Origin of the sequence: Myxococcus faecalis (genome assembly GCF_050039385.1) — a bacterium.
Classification (GTDB): Bacteria; Myxococcota; Myxococcia; order Myxococcales; family Myxococcaceae; genus Myxococcus; species Myxococcus fulvus.
Map to the genome: position 1 here is coordinate 10,366,245 of NZ_CP144336.1, position 19,137 is coordinate 10,385,381.

Genomic DNA, 19,137 nt, shown 5'->3' on the forward strand with positions numbered 1-19,137 from the left:
TCCAGCTCTCCGTCGAGCTGGAGCCGACGGCGCGGCCTACGGCTGCGCCACCCCCGTCTCGTAGGCCGTGCGGATGCTCTGCGCGCAGGCCCGTGACTTCTCGCCCTCCTCGCTCCCCAGCTGACGCAGGCGCGCCAGGACCATGTACCGGGTCCGGGCCGCGTTCACCCACGGGTAGAAGCCGAAGGCCCCCGCGGACGAGTGTCCCGTCACCGTCCAGGTGCCGCCGACGCGCTCCCCTTCAATCCAGTGCCCCAGCCCGTAGTACGCCTCGCCCGCCGTCCACGGCGTGAATGACACCCCCGTGCCTCCGGGCCCGGCGGGCACGGCGTCCACCGTCAGCCGGGTGGCCAGCGCGGTCTGGTTGTTGAGCAGCTTCAAGAGGAAGACGCGGTACTGCGCCGCGCTCCCGGAGAAGCCCCCCGCGGGGGCCACGTCGCTGTCGGACTCCGGGAAGGTGGTGCCCAGCAAGGGGTTGAGCCAGTCCATCACGCTCGCGATGCCCGTGCCCCTGCGCAGGGGCATGTCATCCAGCGCCAGCTTCTGCATGTGGCCGCCGTTGTAGAAGTAGCGGCCATTCTGCAGCGGGCGGTAGGTGACGTCCTTGAACGACGCCCCGTAGCACGTGGACACGTTCGTCCCGGCCACTTCACACAGCGTGGTGTTCTCGTCGATGTAGCCGCTGGTGAAGTTGAGGCGCTTCTTCTCGTCCACGGTGAGGTTCGCGTAGCCCTTGGACTCCACGTAGGCGCCCGCGTAGAGCCACTTGCTCGCGGAGGCGATGGGCATCACCGTCGTCGCCGTGACGCCGCTCCCCTTCGACAGGCCGTAGAGCGGCCCTGTCCCGGTGCCGATCTCCCAGTAGAAGTTCCCGAGCGACTTGCAGCCCAGCGCTTCGTGGGCCGTGTCGAACGCGGCCTGTTCGTACACCGTGAGGGCCGCGCGCGTCGTCCCTTCATTCGCTTCGAGCGCGGCGTCGGGATGACCACAGCCGACACTGCCCAGGGACCACAGCGCGCACGCCCAGATGAACCGCGTCGTTCCGCTTCGCTTCATGGGACCTTCCTCCTGAAATGGCCCCATGAGAACCCGCACCCCGCGCGAAGGTTACGCGGCGAAGTCGCCGTTCTTCAGACCTCCTTGAAGTTCCAGCCCGCGAGGTGCTTCAGGTCCTTGGCGCCACCGACGGGGATGCGCGTCGGCATGGGTTGGCGGTGCGCTGGCGCGGGCACGCCCACCGCGATTCGCTTGATGCCGGTCGTCTTGTCCAGGCTCGCGCACCAGGTCTGCCAGCGCTCGCCGTTCAGGCGGTCCCGGAACTGGAGGCCCACGACCTGCTCCGCCGTGGGCGGCGTGGGGGACAAGAGGTCGAGGAACTCCATCCGGCCGCGCAGGGTTCCGGAGGGCTCATCGGTGCGCACCTGGTGGCAATAGGCCGCGCCCCAGAGGTCCTCGCGGAACTGGATGGCATACACGCTGCCCGGCGTCGGCGGTCCAGGGAGGGACTTCGGTTTCGCGCCGGCGGGAGTCGCCGCGCTGGCCGGCTTGCGTCGCTTCGTGGCCGGCGGTGCCGGGGCGGCGACGGGTTCCTTCTTCGGTCGCTCGAGGTGGCCGAACAGCTTCTCGACGTTCTCCTTCTGGATGCCATCCTTGGCCGACCACCACGCCAGCGGGGCCGGGACCTCGACCCGAATCGTGGGGCGCTGGTCGCGCTCCACGGCCGGGGTGAAGCGGGTCAGCAGGCCCGGGTGCTCGGGCGTCTCGAGGATGCTGATGAACGCGAGCGCCTCCAGCACCGTCTCGCAGCGATAGGTGCTGCTGGCGCTCAGCAGCTTCGCCTTGTGGAGCGCGGTGCGCGCATGGCTGTAGCGCGACGCGGGCGGAAGGCGGCGCAGCAGGTCCAGTATCTGGTGGAACACCCAGACATCGCGCGGCGTGGGCTTGGGCCACCCGGCGGCCTTCTGGTCCAGGGCCCGCGTCAGGGTGAGCACGCCCTCCGTCGGTTGCGCCGCCCCCCACATCGCCCCCTGGACGTGATTCAGGTACGCGGTGCAGGTGGCGTCGACGGCATCTTCCTCGAAGAAGCAGACCCGGCAGTGGCCACCGCCCATGGGGTCTTCCTTGTGGGTCGGCATCGCGCGCCCGAGGATGGCGGCGGGCAGGACGGCCAACCACGCTACATCGGCGGAGGTCATCGAGGCCACGAACGCATCCGCGGCGCGTTGCAGGTCCACGGCCTTGGCGGCCTTGCGCAACTTCTGGATGACCTCGTCGTGCTCCCACTGCACGAAGGTGTTGGGCACCATCCCCGCGGTCTTCAGGCGCTGGTGGTCCTCCTTCGTGAAGGAGGTGGGGATGCGGTGGCAGTAGTTCCCGTCGTCGTCGAAGAAGGTGCTGTTCGTGCCGTAGATGCGGGCCAGCAACGCCATGACTTCGGGGTCAGGAGGACTCATCCCGCGGGGCGTACCTCGACGGCCCCGCTCGCGTCCACCTGGACACGCACCGGCAGGAAGCGCTCCACGACGCGCGCGTGCGTCGTCAGGTGGTCCGTCACCCGCGCCGCCGTGAACCGCGTGGTCCCCGGCTCCGCCTCCCCCAACCGGCCCGAGGCCAGCAGCGCCGCGGGCAGGAGGATCTGATCCGCGAGGTACTCGTCCAGCGCGCCGCCGGTCTCCATGAAGTGCGCCAGCGCCTCGCCCGCTTCGCGCCCCACCTCTTCCGCCGGACGGCCCTTCTCTCCCAGCGCCGTGAAGCCCGCGATGGTGTGCTCGAACTGCGCGAGCACGAAGGTCACCGTGCCCGTCGAACGCGTCACGGGCAGCGGCCGGTTCTCCGCCTCCGCGACGATGCCTCGCTCGCGCAGCGTCGCCACCGTGGCTCGCGACTGTCGCTCCGCGATGCTGAAGGGCAAGCCGCCCACGAAGGACGAGACATGCACCTCGTGCAGCATCCCACGCGCGGGCAGCTCCACCAGCAGCGGCGGCTGCCTGGGCGCGCCCACCTCCGCGACCAGCTCCCCCGCGCCCTCGGGGTAGAAGCCCGCCTGCGGCATGGTGAGGTGCACCGGCAGCCCGTACGCCATGGCCACCGGCTGCCAGACCGTGGCCACGTAGTGGAAGCTGGGACTGTGCGGCAGGTGCGTCCCACCGCGCAGCGTCAGCCGTCCGCCGCCCGCGAGGGCCAGCGGATAGACGAGACACTGGAACAGGAGCGGTGTGCTCCCGGCGGTGCCCACCTCGACCAGGTAGTCCCCGGCGCGCACGGAGCCCGGGGTGAAGGAGAGCTCCGAGGCGCCCACGGAGGCGCCCTCACTCGTGCCGCCCAGGACCTCCGCGCCGCGCACACACGCCAGATGTTGCGGACGCAGTCCGGGAGGGTCCCTCCGCGAGCGCAGGTGGGTGATGTGGAACGGTCGGCCGGTGATGAGCGACAGCGACAACGCCGAGCGGAGGATCTGCCCTCCTCCCTCGCCCTCACTCCCGTCGAGTCGCACCAGCCCGTTGTCGGGCCCCTCGGTGCCAGTCACTGTCCCACCCTCCCGTCCGTCGTCCCGCGATGCGGCGAAACCTAACAGGAACGGGAGGGGATCTCCCGTCCGTCAACCCTCACGCCTCGTCGAGCGGGCGATGCCTGACACATGCGCCCTCGGGCCCGCCACCCTGTGCACCCCGGGGTGGCGCCATGCCCACCTCGAGTGCGGCTGAGGCTACGAGCCAGGGTGCATCGAGCGGTCCTGGGTGTCCGGCGCCGCTCGCCGTGCCTCCTCGGCGGGTGCCGGAGGCGAACCGAATGCCGTGTCATCCTTCCACCGCCGTCGCGCTGGTCGGCTGTTGACGGCGCGTCGTCCGCCACCGCGCGGACGACCGTGCCGCGCCCCCACCTCATGCATCCAGCGAGGATGCGTCCTCCGCCACGGAGCGAGCGGTCAGGCAGGGCATCACCCGCCCTGCGCGTCCAGCGACGGCAGCACGCCCACCTTGAGCGAGCTCGGATGCGTGGAGGAGTGGTACACGCGATGGAAGGCGCGCGTGAAGTCCGACTCCTTCGCCTCGAAGATGTTGGGCACGTAGGTCTGCGGGTTCCGGTCGATGAACGGGAACCAGCTGGACTGGACCTGGATCATCACCCGGTGCCCGCGCTGGAACGTGTGGAACACGTCGTTCATCGTGAAGCGCACCTTCGTCACTTCGTTCGGCTTGAAGGGCTTGGGCTCGCTGTAGCTGTCGCGGAAGCGGCCGCGGAACGGCTCGCCGCGAATCAGCGTCTGCTGCGCGCCCCGGTTCTCCAGCCCCTTCTCCGCGTCGGCGCGCGACCAGCCGCGCATCGTGCCCGGGTTCACGTCCACCAGCTTCACCACCCAGTCCGCGTCCGAGCCCGTCGTGGAGACCCACAACTCCGCCTCCAGCGGACCCGCCACCGTGAGGTCCTGCTCCAGCGGCTCCGTCTGGAACACCAGCACGTCCGGCCTCGTCGACGCGAAGCGCTGGTCCTCCGCCATGAAGCTGCTGCTCCAGCGCGTCAGGATCTCCTGCGTGTACGGCACGGGCTTCGCCGGGTCGCTGATGTACTCGGCGAAGGACTCCGCCGGGTTCGTCCCCGCGGGCGCCTTCATCGACAACCCACCCTTGGGCTGGAAGAACAGCCGCGTCTCACGCAGCCCCTTCGGCGGCCACGCGTCGAACTGACGCCAGCGGTTGGCGCCCGTCTCGAACACCATCGCCTCCGGCACCTCGGGCTTCGCGCCTCCCTTGAGGAGGTACTTGAAGAACCCCTGCGCCAGCGTCTGGAACGCCTCCGCCGTGTTGAAGCCGAACTCCGTGTCCGCCAGCTTGTCGACCTCGCCCCGCGCCCAGCCACCGTGCGGCCACGGTCCGATGAGCAGCGTGTTCTGCGTCCCCGGGTTCTGCTTCTCGATGGCCGCGTACGTCCGCAGCGGTCCGTACAGGTCCTCCGTGTCGTACCACCCGCCCACCGTCAGCACCGCCGCCTTGATGTTCTTCAGGTGGGGCAAGAGGTTCCGCGCCTGCCAGAAGGCGTCGTAGTTGGGGTGCGCGACCACGTCCTTCCAGAACGCGACGTCCCCCTTCATGTGCTTCGTCTCCGCGTTGCTCAGCGGCCCCAGGTCCAGGAAGAACTGATACCCATCCGGCGTGCCGAACGGGAAGCGGTTCCAGTCCTCGTTGTCCGTCGGCGCGGGCCTCGGCTTGCCGAAGCTGGAGAAGAAGTTGAACGCCAGCGTCAGGTTGAAGGCGCCATGCCGGTGCATGTCGTCCCAGAACCAGTCCGCGATGGGCGCCTGCGGCGACACGGCCTTGAGCGCCGGGTGCGAGTCGATGGCGCCCGCCGACGTGTAGAAGCCCGGATACGAGATGCCCCACTGCCCCACCTTGCCGTTGTTGTTCGGCAGGCGCTTCACCATCCAGTCGATGGTGTCGTACGTGTCCGTGCTCTCGTCGATGTCCTTGGGCCCGCGCTTGTTCGGGTTGTGCGGCCGCACGTTGACGAACTCGCCCTCCGACATGTTCCGGCCGCGCACGTCCTGGAAGACGAAGATGTAGCCGTCCTTCTCGAACTCCTCACCCGGCCCCAGGGCGCCGCGGTACCGGTCCAGCCCATAGGGCGCGACGCTGTAGGGCGTGCGGACCAACAGGATGGGGTACTTCTTCGCCGGCGACGCATCCACCGGCGCGTAGACGGACGTGAAGAGCTTCACGCCGTCCCGCATGGGGATGCGGTACTCGAACTTGGTGTAGCCCTTGCGGATGCGCTCGGCACGCTCCGGAGGCGGGCCCTCGGGCGGTTTCGAGCGCTGGGCCACCGCGGGACTGCCGAGGACGCACAGCAACACTGCCACGAGGCGACGGGATACGGGGGACATGCACGCTCCTGGAAGAGACGCGACATCGTGGGGGACGCAAGCCGGCCCCGAACTCCCCGGAACGACGTTTGTTCCCGAGCCGCCCGGGTTCAGCCCTTCCCCTCTCCGCCTTCCTCGGGGGCGCTGTCCAGTCCGTATTTGCGCAGCTTGTCGTGGAGCGTGGCCCGGCCAATGCCCAGACGCCGCGCCGCGCCACTGCGGTTGCCGCCCTCGATGCGCAGCGCGTCCAGGATGAGCCCGCGCTCGTAGGCCTCCACCCGCTCCTTGAGCCCCAGACCTGCCCCAGCCTCCTCGCCGCGAGGTGGCACCTCGGACTGCGCCATCGTCGCTGGCGCACCGGTGGTGACGGGGGGCGGCAGGAGGGCCAGGTCCAGCTCGCCGTCACTGGACAGCGCCACCAGGCTCTCCAGCGTGTTCTCCAGCTCGCGCACGTTGCCGGGCCATGGCAGCGCGGAGAGCTTCTCGAAGAACCCCTCCGGAAGCGCCAGGCGTCCCGTGTGGAAGCGGCCGCTGAAGCGGTCCAGGAACATGCGCGACAGCACGGGGATGTCCTCCGGCCGCTCCCTCAGCGGTGGCACGCGGAGCTGCACCACGTTGAGCCGGTAGTAGAGGTCCTCGCGGAACTGTCCCTCCGCCGCGCGCTTGCGGAGGTCGCGGTGCGTCGCCGCCAGGATTCGCACGTCCACCTTCACGGGCCGGTCCTCTCCCACCGGGCGGACCTCGCCCTCCTGGAGCACTCGCAGCAGCTTGGCCTGGAGCGGCGGTGCCAGCTCGCCGACCTCGTCCAACAGCAGCGTGCCACCATCGGCCTCGCGGAACAGCCCCTGGCGTGACTTGACGGCCCCGGTGAAGGCGCCCTTCGAGTGTCCGAACAGCTCCGCCTCCGCGAGCTCCTCGGTGAGCGCCGCGCAGTTGAAGCGCAGATAGGGACGGTTCGCGCGCGGCGAGGCGCGCACCAGCGCCTCCGCCACGCGCTCCTTGCCCGTGCCGCTCTCGCCCGTGATGAGCACCGTCACGTCTCGCGAGCCCGCGCGCTGGACCAGCTGCGCCAGCCGCCCCATGGACTCCGAGGAGAAGACCAGCGAGCGCGACAGGTTGAGCTCTCCGGTCAGTCGCTCGTTCTCGTCCCGCAGGCGCACGGACTCGAGCGCGCGCGTGACGACGGCGAGCAGCTCGTCCACGTCGAAGGGCTTGCGGAAGTAGTCGTAGGCGCCGGCCTTCACCGCCTCCACCGCGAAGCGCTCCGAGCCATGCGCGGTGATGACGATGAGGCGCGGAGCCCTCGGCGTCGCGCTCACGCGGCGCACCAGCTCCAGACCGTCCATCCGGGGCATGCGCAGGTCCGTGATGACCAGCTCGAAGGGCCGCGCCGCGAGCTTCTCCAGCGCGGCCGCGCCGTCCTCGGCCTGCTCCACCTCCACGCCCCGCAGACTCCGGAGCATCTCCTTGAGCGTGAAGCGCACGCCCGCGTCGTCATCGACCACGAGCACGCGAGTCGTCTCGTTCGCCTCAGCCCGCACGCGCCACCTCCCGCTCCCGCACGCCATCGAGCGTGCCCGCGGGCAGCTCCCGAGGCAACATCAGCTCCGCGATACAGCCCCCCGTGTCCTCGTTGCGCAGCGTCACGTCGCCCCCGTGTTGCCGCGCCAGCGCGCGCGCCACCGTCAACCCCAGTCCCGAGCCCCGCGCCTTCGTGGTGACCCCCGCCTCGAAGACGCGGTCGACCAGCTCCGGCGACAGCCCCGTCCCCGAGTCGCGGACGGTGACGCGCACGTCGCCCGCGCTCCCCGACTCGACATCCATGGACACCTGGCCTCCCGGAGGGCTGGCCTCGATGGCGTTGTGGAGCAGGTTCATCACCACCTGCTTCACCTTGCGAGCGTCACACACCGCGAGCACCGGCCCGTCCCCACCGCGCGACAGCCGCACCTGGTGCTCGGTGGCCAGGCCCTCGTGGAGGACGAGCGCCTCGTCACACAGCGACGCCAGGTCCACCTGGTTGACCGAGAGCGGGACGAGCGGGCGCGAGAAGTTGAGGAACTCCTCCAGGATGCCCTGCATCCGCGTCACCTCGCCCGCGAGCACCTCCAGTCGCTCGCGAGGCTGCGCGCGCCCGTCCTCTCGGAGCATGAGCTGCGTGAGCCCCTTCACCGTGGCCAGCGGGTTCTTCAGCTCGTGGGCAATCTCCCCCGACAGCGCCTCCAGCGTCCGCGCGTGGGTGCGGTGCGTGGCGAAGAGCTCGTCACGCTGGAGGAAGGACTCGGTGAGCATGTCCTCGAAGGTGCCGCGGATGGCGGCGCCCACGATGTTGGCCGCGACGACCAGGAACAACATCCCCACGGCGATGGCGAACAACATCGCCTTGGGAGGCTCGCCCAGGAACGACAGGTGCAACGGCGGGGTCCACTCGAACAGGTGGGCCGCCGACAGGAGCGACACCAGGACCAGCTCCGCCGCCATCAACGCCCACCGCTGCCGCTGGGGCAGCACGGCGGCGCCCACGAAGGCGAGCGGCAACACCAGCGGCAGCAGCGGACTGGCCAGCCCTCCCGTGCCCCAGGTCAGGCTCTGCTCCAGGAAGATGCCCAGCGCGAGGTTGCCGGAGATGCTCCGGGTGGTGAGCCCCTCGCGCTCGTAGCGGCGCAGCTCGTAGAAGAAGAACGACAGCGCCACCACCACCTGCCCCACCAACCAGTAGCGTCGCCAGGGCGCGCCATCCGCCAGCGCCGCGGTGGACACGGCGAGCATCAGCACCGCGCCGCCGTACGCCCTCAGGCGCACCATGCGCCCGAAGATGTGGGCGATGTGCTTGAGCTGGATGGCCTGGAAGCTGCGTCGACTTCGCGGTTCCATGTGCGCCTTCGGTCAGCGAGCGGCGGGCCCGCCTGGAGAGGTGACGGTGACAGGGCCGTCCATGCCCGTCGAGAGCACCGGATGCTGCGCCGCCGTCTCCCACGTCAGCGTGGGCCACCACTGCTCGCGGACGAGCTCCGCGTCCGGCTCCACGCTCTGCCCCGGCCGGGGCAGCAGCAACGTCACGGAGGCGCTGGTGGCCGCCGCGCGCACCCGCTCGGCGGGCTCCGTCCAACCGTGGTAGGCGAGCCCGAAGAGGGCCCAGTGGATGGGCAGCATCACCTGCCCCCGTAGCATCTGGTGTGCCAGCACCGCCTGCTCCGGACCGATGTGCCAGTCCGGCCACGCCCGGTGGTACTGCCCCGTCTCAATCATCGTCACGTCGAAGGGCCCCAGCTTCTCGCCGATGTCCTTCATCGCCGGGAACAGCCCCGTGTCGCCGGAGAACCAGGCTCGGCGCGTGGGGCCCACGAAGGCGTAGCTGGCCCAGAGCTTGGCGTCGTTGTCGAACAGGTACCGGCCGGACGCATGGCGCGCGGGCGTGGCGACGATGTCCACCGCCCCCACCTTCGTGCGCTCCCACCAGTCGAGCTCCACGATGCGGTCCACCGGCACGCCCCAGTACTCCAGGTGCGCACCCACGCCGAGCGGGACGATGAAGACCGCCTTCGTCTGCTCCTTCAGCGCCACCATCGTCGGCTGGTCCAGGTGGTCGTAGTGGTCGTGGGAGACGACGACGGCGTCGATGGGCGGCAGGTCCTTCATCGCGATGGGCGGCTGGAACCAGCGCTTGGGGCCCGCCCAGGTGAAGGGGGACACGCGCTCGCTCCACACCGGGTCCGTCAGGATGCGCAGGCCGTCGAGCTCCACCAGCTGCGACGAGTGCCCCATCCACGTCACCCGCAGGCCCGACGCGGGCGGCGTCTGGAAGCGCTTCGGGTCGATGGGCTCCACGGCGAGCGGAGCCTCGGGGCTCGCATGGGGGCTGGCGTCGAGCAGTCCCCCGAACATCTCCCCGTAGTGGTTCACCAGGGGCTGTGGGTTCACGAAGCGCCCGTCCTTCCACTGGGGCGAGCGCTCCATGCGCGCCCTGCGCTCCCCCGTCGCCCGCTTGCCGAAGGCCGTGTAGCCATCCACGACCAGGAAGAGCGTGCCCAGCACCAGCGCCGCGCCCAGTCCCATCATCCCTCGACGCAGCACGCGTCGGGCCGTTCCTCGTGTCTTCATCGGGCTGCTCCCAAGGGCATGCACAGCGCGCGCACGGCGAGGGTCAACCCATCGACGAAGGCCTCGCGTGTGTCACCGCTGTGTTTGAGTCCTCGCGCCGTGGCGTTCAGCGTGTCCACGAGCTGCCGGGCGGACAGTCCCGCCGGCTTGTAGGCGGCCGCGAGCCCCGAGGCCCGCACCACCTTCGTCACCGCTTCCACGAACAGGGCCTCGTGCTGGACGACGACCTCGCGCGCGGCGGTGCCGTTCACCACCTCGGTCAGGTCCGACGCCCCCGCGCCCACGCTGCCCACGAAGTGTCCCATCCACGCGTCGAACCCGCGCACCAGCCGGGCCTCGATGGACAGGGAGTCGTCCGAGAGGCCCTCGCGGGCCCGCTGGAGCGCGCCCTCCATCGCGTGCCGCAAGGTGGCCTGGAACAGCTCCTCCTTCGTCGCGAAGTGGAGGTACAGCCCCTGGCGCGAGATGTCGGCGGCCCGGGCCACCTCGTCCATGGACGTCTTGCGGAAGCCGTAGCGCAGGAAGACGCCGAGCGCCGCGTCCAGCAAGCGGTGCCTCCGTGCGTCCTCCGCCGCGGGCCTGGCGGGAGTCTTCGTGTCCGTGCCCATTCTTGTCAGATTTGACAAGATGGGACCAGGTTGTCAACTCGACCTGCCGGGCCGCGTGGGCGGGGCTCAGCGGAGGCTGGAGCGGCCGCCGTCGATGGCGCGCAGCGCGGGCTTGGAGGTGCGACGGGCCGAGGCCTTGGGCTTGCTCGCCGCCTTCTTCTTGGGAGGCGCGGCGGCCTTGGGCTTCTGGGCCGGCAGGCGCTTGCGTGGGTGTGGGAGTGGCAGGCTGAAGAACAGGTACATGTCGAGCAGCATGGGGCCTCTTCGCCTTCGGGACTTGCGCGTGGAGCGTGGCGCGCGGCCGTAGAGCAATGGCGGTGCCACGGCGAGCGCAAGGTGCCATGGCGCTGCGTCCACGGGCGTGAAGAAGCATGAAGAAGGGATGTTGGACTGTCGTGGGGTGTCGGGCTTCCGGCGGGGGTGCCGGATATCCGGCGGGGTGGCCGCGCGGGACTCCGACACCTGGCGGGCGGCCCTGGTGTGGAAACCCTGGCATGCGGTTTGCCATCGAGGGCGGTCGTCACGCGGCGCGAGGCCGCGGCATCGAGGGGAGACTCCATGCGACGTGCCGTCGTGTTGTTCGTGGTCCTGGTGGTGGCGCTCGCCACGCTCCTGGGGGTGCGCATCCTGAAGGACCGACGGGCCGCGGAGGGACCCGCGGGGGGCTCGGGGGTGGTGGAGGGCACGGCGGTGGACCTCCGCGCCCGCATCAACGCCCGCGTGCTGTCGCGGCAGGTGGAGGAAGGCGCCCGCGTGGAGAAGGACGCGGTGCTCGTCACGCTCGATTGCACCGAGCCCGAGGCCGGGCTGGAGGAGGCCCGCGCGAGGTTGTCCATGGCCCAGGCGCAGGCGGACGCGGCGCGAGCGGCGGCGGTGGCCGCGAGCCGCAGCAGCGAGGCGGTGGCGGCGCAGGCGCAGGGAAGCCAGGCGCAGATCGCCTCGCTGGCGGACCAGCAGGGCCTGGCCCAGCGGCAGGCGGACCGGCTCCAGAAGATGGGTGATGCGACCACGGAGGCCGCGCTGGACCAGGCCCGCGCGCAGGCGCAGTCGTTGGAGCAGCAGCTCGCGGCGGCGCGCCATGCGAGCACGGCCGCGTCCCGTCAGGCGCGCGCGGCCACCGAACAGGAGCGCGCGAGCCTGCAGCAGGCGGAGTCCGCGCTTCGCGCCATCCAGGCCGCGGAGGCCACGGTGAGGCGGGCCCAGGTCGCCGTGTCGGAGTGCGAGCTGCGCGCGCCGCTGAGCGGGACGGTGGAGACGCTGGCGCTCGAGGTGGGTGAGCTCGCCCTGCCCGGCGCCGTCGTGGCGCGGCTGGTCGACACGCATCGTCCCAAGGCGACCTTCTATCTGCCGAACGCGGAGCTCGCGGCGGCGCGGCCGGGCCAGTCCGCCACGGTGCGCGCGGATGCGTATCCCGACCGGACCTTCAATGCCCGCGTGGTGACGGTGGCGCGCGAGGCCGCCTTCACGCCTCGCAACGTGCAGACGCGCGGCGACAGGGACAGGCTCGTCTATCCCGTGGAGGTGCACATCGAGGCGCCCGCGGACGTGCTGCTGCCCGGCATGCCGGTGGAGATCACCCTGGGCCCGGTGAACGACGCGGCGGTGGCGGAGCAGCGGCCATGAGCCCCTGCCCCGACGTGGACGTGTCGCTGGAGGACGTGCGCCGGAGCTTCGGGAAGGCCCTGGCGCTGCGAGGCGTGTCGCTGGCCGTGCAGCCCGGCGAGGTCTACGGACTGGTGGGGCCGGATGGCGCGGGGAAGACGACGGCCATCCGCTTGATGGCGGGGCTGCTGCTGCCGGACGCGGGGCGCGTGAGGATGCTCGGTGAGGACCCGGCGGACACCCGCTCGGCGGTGCGCGAGTCCCTGGGCCTGGTGCCCCAGCGCAACACGCTCTATGGCGACCTGAGCGTCGACGAGAACCTGCGCTTCTTCGCGCGGCTGTTCGGCCTGTCGCGCGAGGACTTCGCGGAGCGGCGCGAGCGACTGCTCGACATCACCCGCCTGGGCCGCTTCACGGAGCGGCGCGCGGATGCGCTGTCCGGAGGCATGTACAAGAAGCTGGCGCTGGCGTGCGCCCTGCTCCACCGGCCGCGCGTGCTGCTGCTGGACGAGCCCACCAACGGCGTGGACCCGGTGAGCCGCCGCGAGCTGTGGGAGCTGCTCTACTCGCTGGTCCACGAAGGCATGACGCTGCTGGTGTCCACGCCGTACATGGACGAGGCGGCCCGGTGTCATCGGGTGGGCCTGCTCTACTCGGGCACCCTCATCGCGGAGGGAGACCCGCGGGCCCTGGCGCGCGAACACGGCGCCGCGGCGTCCAACTTCGAGGCCGTGTTCCTGGCGCTGGTCGAGAAGCACACCGGCGGGAGGGCCGCATGACGCCGGCCATCGAGGTGCGTCACCTGACGCGCAGGTTCGGCGCCTTCACCGCCGTGGACGACGTGAGCTTCGACGTGGGGGCCGGGGAGATCTTCGGCTACCTGGGCGCGAACGGCGCGGGCAAGTCCACCACCATCCGGATGCTGTGTGGCCTCTTGCGGCCCACGGGCGGAGACGCGCGGGTCGCGGGCTTCGACGTGGAGCACGAGCCCGAGCGCGTGAAGGCGGGCATCGGCTACATGTCCCAGAAGTTCTCGCTCTACCTGGACCTGAGCGTGCGCGCGAACCTGGAGTTCTTCGCGTCCGCGTACGGCGCGCATGGGAAGGAGCTGCGCACGCGCATCGGGGAGATGGTGGAGCGCATGCAGTTGGAGGCGGTCCAGGACGAGGTGACGGGCGCCCTGCCCGGCGGCATGCAGCAGCGCGTGGCGCTGGCGAGCGCGGTGCTGCACCGTCCTCGCATCGTCTTCCTCGACGAGCCCACCGCGGGGGTGGACCCGGTGCAGCGGCGCTCCTTCTGGGAGCTGATTCGCGACCTCGCGTCCCGCGGCACCACCGTCTTCGTCACCACGCACTACATGGACGAGGCGGAGAACTGCGCCCGGATCGGCATCATGGTGGACGGGAGACTGGTGGCGCTCGACACGCCGGCGGGCCTGAAGGCGACACACGCGCCGGGCCGGGTGCTGGAGGTGCGCGGGCCGAACCTGTCCGCGGCGCTCGACTCGCTGCGCGGCATGGACGGGGTGCTGGACGTGAGCCGCTTCGGTTCGGGGGCCACGGTGCGGGTGGACCCGGCGCGGCTTCCCTCGGAGACGCTGGCCGGGTGGCTGCGGGCTCGGGGCGTGGACCCGTTGGAGCTCGAGGACTCCGCGCCGACGCTGGATGACGTGTTCCTGGCGCTCACGGCCCGCGCCCAGCGGGGGGATGACTGACGCCATGGCCGCGACACGCGCGAATCATCGGGTGGGACGCATCCTCGCGATGGCGGAGAAGGAGGTGCTGCACATCCGCCGGGACATCCGCACCCTGTATCTGGCCCTGGCGATGCCGGTGCTGATGCTGGTGCTGTTCGGCTTCGGCATCAGCTTCGACGTGGACCACCTGGAGCTGGCGGTGGTGGACCAGGACCGCACGGACCTGTCACGCGAGCTGGTGCGCCACGTCACCGCGTCGAACGAGTTCGTCGTCACGCACGACGGCACCTCCCCCGAGGCCGCCCTGGGCGAGCTGCGCCGTGGCGCCGTGACGGGCGTGCTCCTCTTGAACAAGGGGTTCGCGGAGGACGTGAAGCGCGGCGGCGCGCAGGTGCAGTGGCTGGTGGACGGCTCGGACGGGAACACGGCGACCCAGGCGCTCGCGAAGGCGCAGGCGCTGGTGCAGATGGCGGGTCGCTCCATGGGGGGCACGGTGCTGCTCGCGGCGCCGCCGCTGGAGGCGCGCGTGCGGACGCTGTTCAACCCGGATGCGCGCTCGGCGATGTTCCTGGTGCCGGGGCTGGCCGCGTACCTGCTGGCCATCGTCGCGGTGCTCATCACCGCGCTGACGGTGGCGCGCGAGTGGGAGCGCGGCTCCATGGAGCAGCTCTTCGCGACGCCGGTGGGACGGTTGGAGATCGTCGTCGGCAAGCTGCTGCCCTACCTGGGCATCGGCCTGCTCCAGGTCCTGCTGGTGCTGACGGTGGGGGCCTGGGTGTTCGACGTGCCGGTGCGCGGCAGCCTCGTGGTCCTGGGGCTGGGCTCGGTCCTGTTCCTGGTGGGGATGCTGGGCCAGGGGCTGCTCATCTCGGTGGTGACGCGCAACCAGGTGGTGGCGACGCAGGTGGCGACGATGACGTCGGTGCTGCCGTCGATGTTGCTGTCGGGGTTCATCTTCCCCATCGAGAACCTCCCGGTGCCGCTGAAGCTCATCAGCACGTTGATTCCGGCGCGGTACTTCGTGGCGACGCTGCGCGGGGTGCTCCTGCGCGGCAATGGAATGTCGGTGCTGTGGCCTCAGCTGGTGGCCCTGGCCCTGTTCGCGCTCTTCATGCTGGTGCTGGCGACCCGCCGCTTCCAGCGGCGCCTGGATTGAAGGGAGGGACACGGACATGCATCCGCTGATGGTGCAGTACCGGGCCGTGGTGGTGAAGGAGGTGCGCCAGACGGCCAGGGACAGGCGCGTCATGGCGCTGCTGACGCTGGCACCCCTGATGCAACTCTTCCTGCTGGGCTTCGCGGTGAACTTCGACGTGCGCCATGTCCCCACGGTGGTGGTGGACCGGGACAGGACGGCGGAGAGCCGCGACTACACGCGCTCCCTGCTCGCCGGGGACACGCTGGACCTGAAGGCGGAGCTCTCCGACGAGCGCACCGCCGAGGAGGCCTTGGAGCGAGGCGAGGCCTCGGTCGCGCTCATCATCCCCCGGGACTTCCAGAGGGATGTCTTGAAGGGCCAGGGCGCGCAGGTGCAGGCGCTGGTGGATGGCTCGGACCCGACGCGCTCGTCCGTCGCGGGGAACGCAGTGGCACAGTTCGCGGTGCTGCGCGCGACCCAGCTCGCCTCGGCGCAGGCCCAGCGGCAGGGAGACCTGCTTCCTCTCGCCCCCGTGGAGCTGGTGCCACGCGTGCTCTACAACCCGGAGCTGGCCACGTCCGTGTACGTGGTGCCGGGCATCGCGGCGATGCTGCTGCTCATCGTCACCACCGTCATCATGGCCATGGGGTTGTCGCGTGAGCGTGAGACGGGGACGCTGGAGCAGCTCCAGGTGACGCCGCTGCGCCCCGGCATCCTGATGGCCGGCAAGGTGACGCCGTTCCTGCTCATCGGTCTGGTGGACGTGGGGCTGGCGCTGTGCGTGGGCGTGTGGGTCTTCGGCGTGCCGCTGCGTGGCAGCCTGACGCTCGTCACGGTGGCCACGCTCTTCTATCTGTTGTCCACGCTGGGCGTGGGGCTGCTCATCGCCACGGTGAGTCGCACGCAGCAGCAGGCGTTCGTCGGAGGCTTCCTCTTCGTGCTGCCGGCGGTGCTGCTGTCGGGGGTGATGAGCCCCGTCCGGGCGATGCCGGACTGGCTCGCGTGGGTGACGTACCTGAACCCGGTGCGCTACTACGTGGAGGTGCTGCGCGGTGTGCTGCTGCGAGAGGCGGGGCTGCCGGACTTGTGGCTGCAGCTGGTCCTGCTCGCCTTCTTCGGCATCTTGATGATGGCCGTGGCGGCGCGGCGGTTCCGGAAGACGTCCGCCTGAGGACGTGTGGGGTGGAGTCGTCAGGGGAGCGAGCGCTGCGGAGGCCCGCTCCCGTGCGCTCGCACTGAGACTGGAAAGCGCGCGGGGCGTGCGTTACAGGCGGGCACCAGCATGTCCGAGACCGCCGCCCCTGCCCTCTCCGTCTTCCGTCATCGCGATTTCCGCCTCTACCAGATCGCCCGGCTCTGCGCGGTGCTCGCGATGCAGGTCGAGTCGGTGGCCATCGGCTGGCAGGTGTACGAGGTGACCGGGAGCGCGCTGGCGCTCGGGTACACGGGGCTCTCGCAGTTCGTGCCCTTCCTGTGCTTCTGCCTGATTGGGGGACAGGTCGCGGACCGGTTCGACCGACGGAAGATCCTCGCCATCTGTCAGGGCGTGATGCTGCTGTGCAGCCTGGCGCTGCTGTCGTTCTCGCTGGGGCACATCCGGGATGTCCGCTTCGTGTATGGCGTGCTGGTGCTGTTCGGCACGGCGCGCGCGTTCTATGCGCCGGCGGGCTCGGCGCTCACGCCGCACCTGGTTCCGAAGGAGGAGCTGACGCGCGCGGTGGCGGTGAACTCCACCACGTGGCAGGTGGCCACCATCGCGGGTCCGGCGGTGGGCGGTGTGCTCTATGGGTGGGCGGGACCGACGGGCGCGTATCTGGGCTCGGCCACGCTGTGCGCGCTGACGGTGGTGTGGATCCTCTCGCTGAAGGTTCGGACGGGGCGGGCCTCCTCGGCGCCCCTGTCGTTCTCCACATTGGTGGCGGGGCTGGGGTTCGTGCGTCGGCAGCGGATGCTGTTGGGCAGCATCACGCTGGACCTGTTCGCGGTGCTGCTGGGTGGCGCGGTGGCGCTGCTGCCCATCTATGCGCGGGATGTGCTGCACACGGGGCCGTGGGGGTTGGGGCTCTTGCGGTGTGCTCCGGCGGCGGGCGCGGCGTTGGTGGCGGTGGTGCTGGCGATGCGGCCGCTGGGGGGACGGGCGGGCGTGAAGATGTTCGTGGCGGTGGCCATCTTCGGCGGGGCGACGCTGGTGTTCGGGATGAGCCGCTCGCTGCCGTTGTCGCTGCTCGCGCTGGCGGTGGCCGGGGCGGCGGACATGGTGAGCGTGGTGGTGCGTCACACGCTGGAGCTGATGGCCACGCCGGACGAGATGCGTGGGCGGGTGGGCGCGGTGAACATGATGTGCATCGGCGCCTCCAACGAGCTGGGGGAGTTCCGCGCGGGTTGGCTCGCGGAGCACGTGGGCGCGGTTCCCGCCGTGGTGACGGGCGCGGTGGGGACGCTGGCCATCGTGGTGCTCTGGGCCTGGGGCTTCCCCGAGCTGCGGCGCGTGGACCGGCTGGAGACGGCGACGCGAGGCACGTAGCCCGAGCCCCGGGAGGCCGAGGCTCCCGCGTCACAGGCAGGGCGAGGTCAGGCCGCGGCGCCCTCGTAGCTGACGCGCAGGCCTCGGTGCGTGACGGTGATGACGGGGCGGCCCATCCATCCGCAGTGTTTGCAGACGCCGCTGGGACCTGACGCCGTGACTCGCACGGGCAGGTCCGATGCGCAGACGGGGCAACCCTCGGGAATCTTGAAGTCGCGCGATGCGGGGTGTGCTTCGGTCATGCATTTGAGGTAACGCAGACGTCGACCTCCGCAAGCACGTGGGCGGTGCTGGGAGCAGGCGGGCACACGAGGGGCCGTGCGCCGTGTCGCTTCAGGTGGCCTCGTCGAGGAGCCGGCGATAGGCGCTGACGATCTCCGCGTCGGTGAGGTCGTTGAGGCCCTCGGTGACTTCGAGCTCGGTGTCGATGATTCCGGGGACGCGTGTGGGGGCGAAGCCTCCCAGCCAGATGCGTGACTGCTTCGCCTGGGCGAGGGAGCGGAGCGAGAAGGCCTGGGCGTCGCCGCGGACGTAGACGCGGAACATGTTCGTCTGGATGGGACGGGGTTGCACGGTGAGCCGTGGGTCCGCAGCCAGGGCTTCGCTCAAGGCCTTGGTGCGGCGGAACAGCGCGGGCAGGCCGGCGATGGCGCCATCGAGCCGCATCGCCGCGGAGGCGACGGAGGGATAGTGGTGGTAGAGGTTGCCGCCGTGTCGGTGGCGCCACAGGCGGGCCTCGCGGATGAAGTCCTCGCTGCCCACGAGCATGGCCCCGCTCAGCGCGCCGATGTGCTTGTAGAGGGAGACATAGACGGAGTCGAAGCCTCGGCAGATGTCGGCGAGGGGGCGGTCGTAGAAGGGCTGGCACTCCCACAGGCGGGCGCCGTCCATGTGCAGCTTCACGTTCTTTTCTCGACAGGTGCTCTTGAGCTCCTGGAGTTGTTCCCAGGTCTGGAGCTGACCGCCCAGCCAGCGCACGGGGAGCTCGACGCTGACGGTGCCGAGCGGGTCCGGTGAGTGTTGTACGTCGCGGGCGAGGAGCGGTCGTGTCCAGGGCGAGAGGATGACGTCGCGCAGGTTGTGGAGGACGACGTGGCTGCTGTCCTCGTGAAGCACGTGGTGAGAGGACGGGTGGAGGCCGACGTTCCGGTTGCCGCGCGTATCCGCGTAGATGCGCAGCGCGATGAGCTGGGCCATGGTGCCGGTGGGCATGTAACAGGCGGCCGGGAAGCCCAGCAGCGTCGCGAGCTTCTTCTCGAAGGACTCGACCAGCTCGCCCTGTCCGTAGAAGTCGCTGCCGGCGCCCTGGCGGCGCATCCATTCACCGATGGCGATGAGCTCCGCGGCGGGGTCGCGGGCGAGGGTGCCGGTGACGGAGCCGCGACAGGCGCGGCGGATCGCATCGACCTCTGCGCGGGTGGGCGGAGCGGTCGCGGGCTTCGAGGCCTGGGGCTTCGCGGGGGCGGCGGCGTGTGAGCCGACGGGGGCGAGCAGCGCGCTCCCCGCGAGCAATCGGGTCAACGCGAGGAACTCACTTCGGCTGAAGCGGTGGTGGGACATCGAGCACTCCTCGGGGCACGGATGATGGTCCTCGCGCTCGAGCGTAATCGC

Annotated in this window: 17 protein-coding genes; 6 read left to right on the forward strand and 11 right to left on the reverse strand. The window is 70.6% G+C overall.

Annotated features, from left to right (window positions below; translation table 11 throughout):
- Positions 1–36 precede the first annotated feature (36 nt).
- The 9 genes from VZQ01_RS41165 to VZQ01_RS41205 all read right to left on the reverse strand — a co-directional run bounded on the left by VZQ01_RS41165 (position 37) and on the right by VZQ01_RS41205 (position 10,821).
- Positions 37–1,056, reverse strand: a complete 1,020-nt coding sequence (locus tag VZQ01_RS41165; RefSeq protein ID WP_426746378.1) for a hypothetical protein — start codon at positions 1,054–1,056, stop codon at positions 37–39.
- A gap of 74 nt (positions 1,057–1,130) precedes the next feature.
- Entirely contained in the window at positions 1,131–2,453 is a 1,323-nt protein-coding gene (locus tag VZQ01_RS41170) for a hypothetical protein (RefSeq protein ID WP_426746379.1), read from the reverse strand.
- On the reverse strand, positions 2,450–3,526 hold the full coding sequence (gene rtcA / locus VZQ01_RS41175) for an RNA 3'-terminal phosphate cyclase (protein ID WP_426746380.1): 1,077 nt from the start codon (positions 3,524–3,526) through the stop codon (positions 2,450–2,452). The genes VZQ01_RS41170 and rtcA overlap by 4 nt, the downstream gene beginning before the upstream one ends.
- 411 nt (positions 3,527–3,937) lie before the next feature.
- Entirely contained in the window at positions 3,938–5,878 is a 1,941-nt protein-coding gene (locus tag VZQ01_RS41180) for a CocE/NonD family hydrolase (RefSeq protein ID WP_426746381.1), read from the reverse strand.
- Between the two features lie 89 nt (positions 5,879–5,967).
- Positions 5,968–7,320, reverse strand: coding sequence for a sigma-54-dependent transcriptional regulator (locus VZQ01_RS41185; RefSeq protein ID WP_420715396.1), 1,353 nt, complete (start codon positions 7,318–7,320; stop codon positions 5,968–5,970).
- Between the two features lie 67 nt (positions 7,321–7,387).
- A complete protein-coding gene (locus VZQ01_RS41190; protein ID WP_223748583.1) occupies positions 7,388–8,731 on the reverse strand; it encodes a sensor histidine kinase in 1,344 nt (447 codons plus the stop codon).
- A 12-nt stretch (positions 8,732–8,743) separates the two neighbouring features.
- Positions 8,744–9,958 carry an MBL fold metallo-hydrolase gene (locus tag VZQ01_RS41195; RefSeq protein ID WP_426746382.1) on the reverse strand — a complete coding sequence of 405 codons (1,215 nt, stop codon included), beginning with the start codon at positions 9,956–9,958 and terminating at the stop codon, positions 8,744–8,746.
- Positions 9,955–10,506 (reverse strand): TetR/AcrR family transcriptional regulator, encoded by a 552-nt coding sequence (locus VZQ01_RS41200; RefSeq protein ID WP_408890391.1) that lies wholly within the window; start codon positions 10,504–10,506, stop codon positions 9,955–9,957. The genes VZQ01_RS41195 and VZQ01_RS41200 overlap by 4 nt, the downstream gene beginning before the upstream one ends.
- A gap of 126 nt (positions 10,507–10,632) precedes the next feature.
- Complete coding sequence (locus tag VZQ01_RS41205) at positions 10,633–10,821, reverse strand: hypothetical protein (RefSeq protein WP_223783297.1); 189 nt, start codon at positions 10,819–10,821, stop codon at positions 10,633–10,635.
- A 303-nt stretch (positions 10,822–11,124) separates the two neighbouring features.
- Here VZQ01_RS41205 and VZQ01_RS41210 point away from each other — a divergent pair, with 303 nt between their 5' ends.
- The 6 genes from VZQ01_RS41210 to VZQ01_RS41235 all read left to right on the forward strand — a co-directional run bounded on the left by VZQ01_RS41210 (position 11,125) and on the right by VZQ01_RS41235 (position 17,526).
- Positions 11,125–12,189 (forward strand): HlyD family secretion protein, encoded by a 1,065-nt coding sequence (locus VZQ01_RS41210; RefSeq protein ID WP_223748587.1) that lies wholly within the window; start codon positions 11,125–11,127, stop codon positions 12,187–12,189.
- Entirely contained in the window at positions 12,186–12,947 is a 762-nt protein-coding gene (locus VZQ01_RS41215) for an ABC transporter ATP-binding protein (RefSeq protein WP_223748588.1), read from the forward strand. The genes VZQ01_RS41210 and VZQ01_RS41215 overlap by 4 nt, the downstream gene beginning before the upstream one ends.
- The gene (locus tag VZQ01_RS41220) at positions 12,944–13,882 is read left to right on the forward strand and encodes an ABC transporter ATP-binding protein (RefSeq protein ID WP_267700991.1); all 939 of its coding nucleotides are present in this window, start codon (positions 12,944–12,946) and stop codon (positions 13,880–13,882) included. The genes VZQ01_RS41215 and VZQ01_RS41220 overlap by 4 nt, the downstream gene beginning before the upstream one ends.
- A gap of 4 nt (positions 13,883–13,886) precedes the next feature.
- Positions 13,887–15,020 carry an ABC transporter permease gene (locus tag VZQ01_RS41225; RefSeq protein ID WP_267700992.1) on the forward strand — a complete coding sequence of 378 codons (1,134 nt, stop codon included), beginning with the start codon at positions 13,887–13,889 and terminating at the stop codon, positions 15,018–15,020.
- A gap of 16 nt (positions 15,021–15,036) precedes the next feature.
- Positions 15,037–16,173, forward strand: coding sequence for an ABC transporter permease (locus VZQ01_RS41230; protein ID WP_223748590.1), 1,137 nt, complete (start codon positions 15,037–15,039; stop codon positions 16,171–16,173).
- A gap of 111 nt (positions 16,174–16,284) precedes the next feature.
- Positions 16,285–17,526: an MFS transporter gene (locus tag VZQ01_RS41235; protein ID WP_426746383.1), complete on the forward strand. Its 1,242-nt coding sequence runs from the start codon at positions 16,285–16,287 to the stop codon at positions 17,524–17,526.
- A 47-nt stretch (positions 17,527–17,573) separates the two neighbouring features.
- On the opposite strand, the gene VZQ01_RS41240 is transcribed toward VZQ01_RS41235, so the two are convergent.
- On the reverse strand, positions 17,574–17,768 hold the full coding sequence (locus tag VZQ01_RS41240) for a hypothetical protein (RefSeq protein ID WP_046713785.1): 195 nt from the start codon (positions 17,766–17,768) through the stop codon (positions 17,574–17,576).
- Between the two features lie 91 nt (positions 17,769–17,859).
- Positions 17,860–19,086 carry a threonine aldolase family protein gene (locus tag VZQ01_RS41245; protein ID WP_426746384.1) on the reverse strand — a complete coding sequence of 409 codons (1,227 nt, stop codon included), beginning with the start codon at positions 19,084–19,086 and terminating at the stop codon, positions 17,860–17,862.
- Between the last annotated feature and the right edge of the window lie 51 nt (positions 19,087–19,137).

Excerpts from the sequence above, each read along its gene's own strand:
- VZQ01_RS41190 (WP_223748583.1), bottom strand. The coding sequence starts at position 8,731 with ATGGAACCGCGAAGTCGACGCAGCTTCCAGGCCATCCAGCTCAAGCAC.
- VZQ01_RS41205 (WP_223783297.1), bottom strand. The coding sequence starts at position 10,821 with ATGCTGCTCGACATGTACCTGTTCTTCAGCCTGCCACTCCCACACCCA.
- VZQ01_RS41230 (WP_223748590.1), top strand. The coding sequence starts at position 15,037 with ATGCATCCGCTGATGGTGCAGTACCGGGCCGTGGTGGTGAAGGAGGTG.
- VZQ01_RS41235 (WP_426746383.1), top strand. The coding sequence starts at position 16,285 with ATGTCCGAGACCGCCGCCCCTGCCCTCTCCGTCTTCCGTCATCGCGAT.
- VZQ01_RS41165 (WP_426746378.1), bottom strand. The coding sequence starts at position 1,056 with ATGAAGCGAAGCGGAACGACGCGGTTCATCTGGGCGTGCGCGCTGTGG.
- VZQ01_RS41245 (WP_426746384.1), bottom strand. The coding sequence starts at position 19,086 with ATGTCCCACCACCGCTTCAGCCGAAGTGAGTTCCTCGCGTTGACCCGA.
- VZQ01_RS41210 (WP_223748587.1), top strand. The coding sequence starts at position 11,125 with ATGCGACGTGCCGTCGTGTTGTTCGTGGTCCTGGTGGTGGCGCTCGCC.
- VZQ01_RS41180 (WP_426746381.1), bottom strand. The coding sequence starts at position 5,878 with ATGTCCCCCGTATCCCGTCGCCTCGTGGCAGTGTTGCTGTGCGTCCTC.
- VZQ01_RS41215 (WP_223748588.1), top strand. The coding sequence starts at position 12,186 with ATGAGCCCCTGCCCCGACGTGGACGTGTCGCTGGAGGACGTGCGCCGG.
- VZQ01_RS41225 (WP_267700992.1), top strand. The coding sequence starts at position 13,887 with ATGGCCGCGACACGCGCGAATCATCGGGTGGGACGCATCCTCGCGATG.
- VZQ01_RS41240 (WP_046713785.1), bottom strand. The coding sequence starts at position 17,768 with ATGACCGAAGCACACCCCGCATCGCGCGACTTCAAGATTCCCGAGGGT.
- VZQ01_RS41170 (WP_426746379.1), bottom strand. The coding sequence starts at position 2,453 with ATGAGTCCTCCTGACCCCGAAGTCATGGCGTTGCTGGCCCGCATCTAC.
- VZQ01_RS41185 (WP_420715396.1), bottom strand. The coding sequence starts at position 7,320 with ATGCTCCGGAGTCTGCGGGGCGTGGAGGTGGAGCAGGCCGAGGACGGC.
- VZQ01_RS41220 (WP_267700991.1), top strand. The coding sequence starts at position 12,944 with ATGACGCCGGCCATCGAGGTGCGTCACCTGACGCGCAGGTTCGGCGCC.
- VZQ01_RS41195 (WP_426746382.1), bottom strand. The coding sequence starts at position 9,958 with ATGAAGACACGAGGAACGGCCCGACGCGTGCTGCGTCGAGGGATGATG.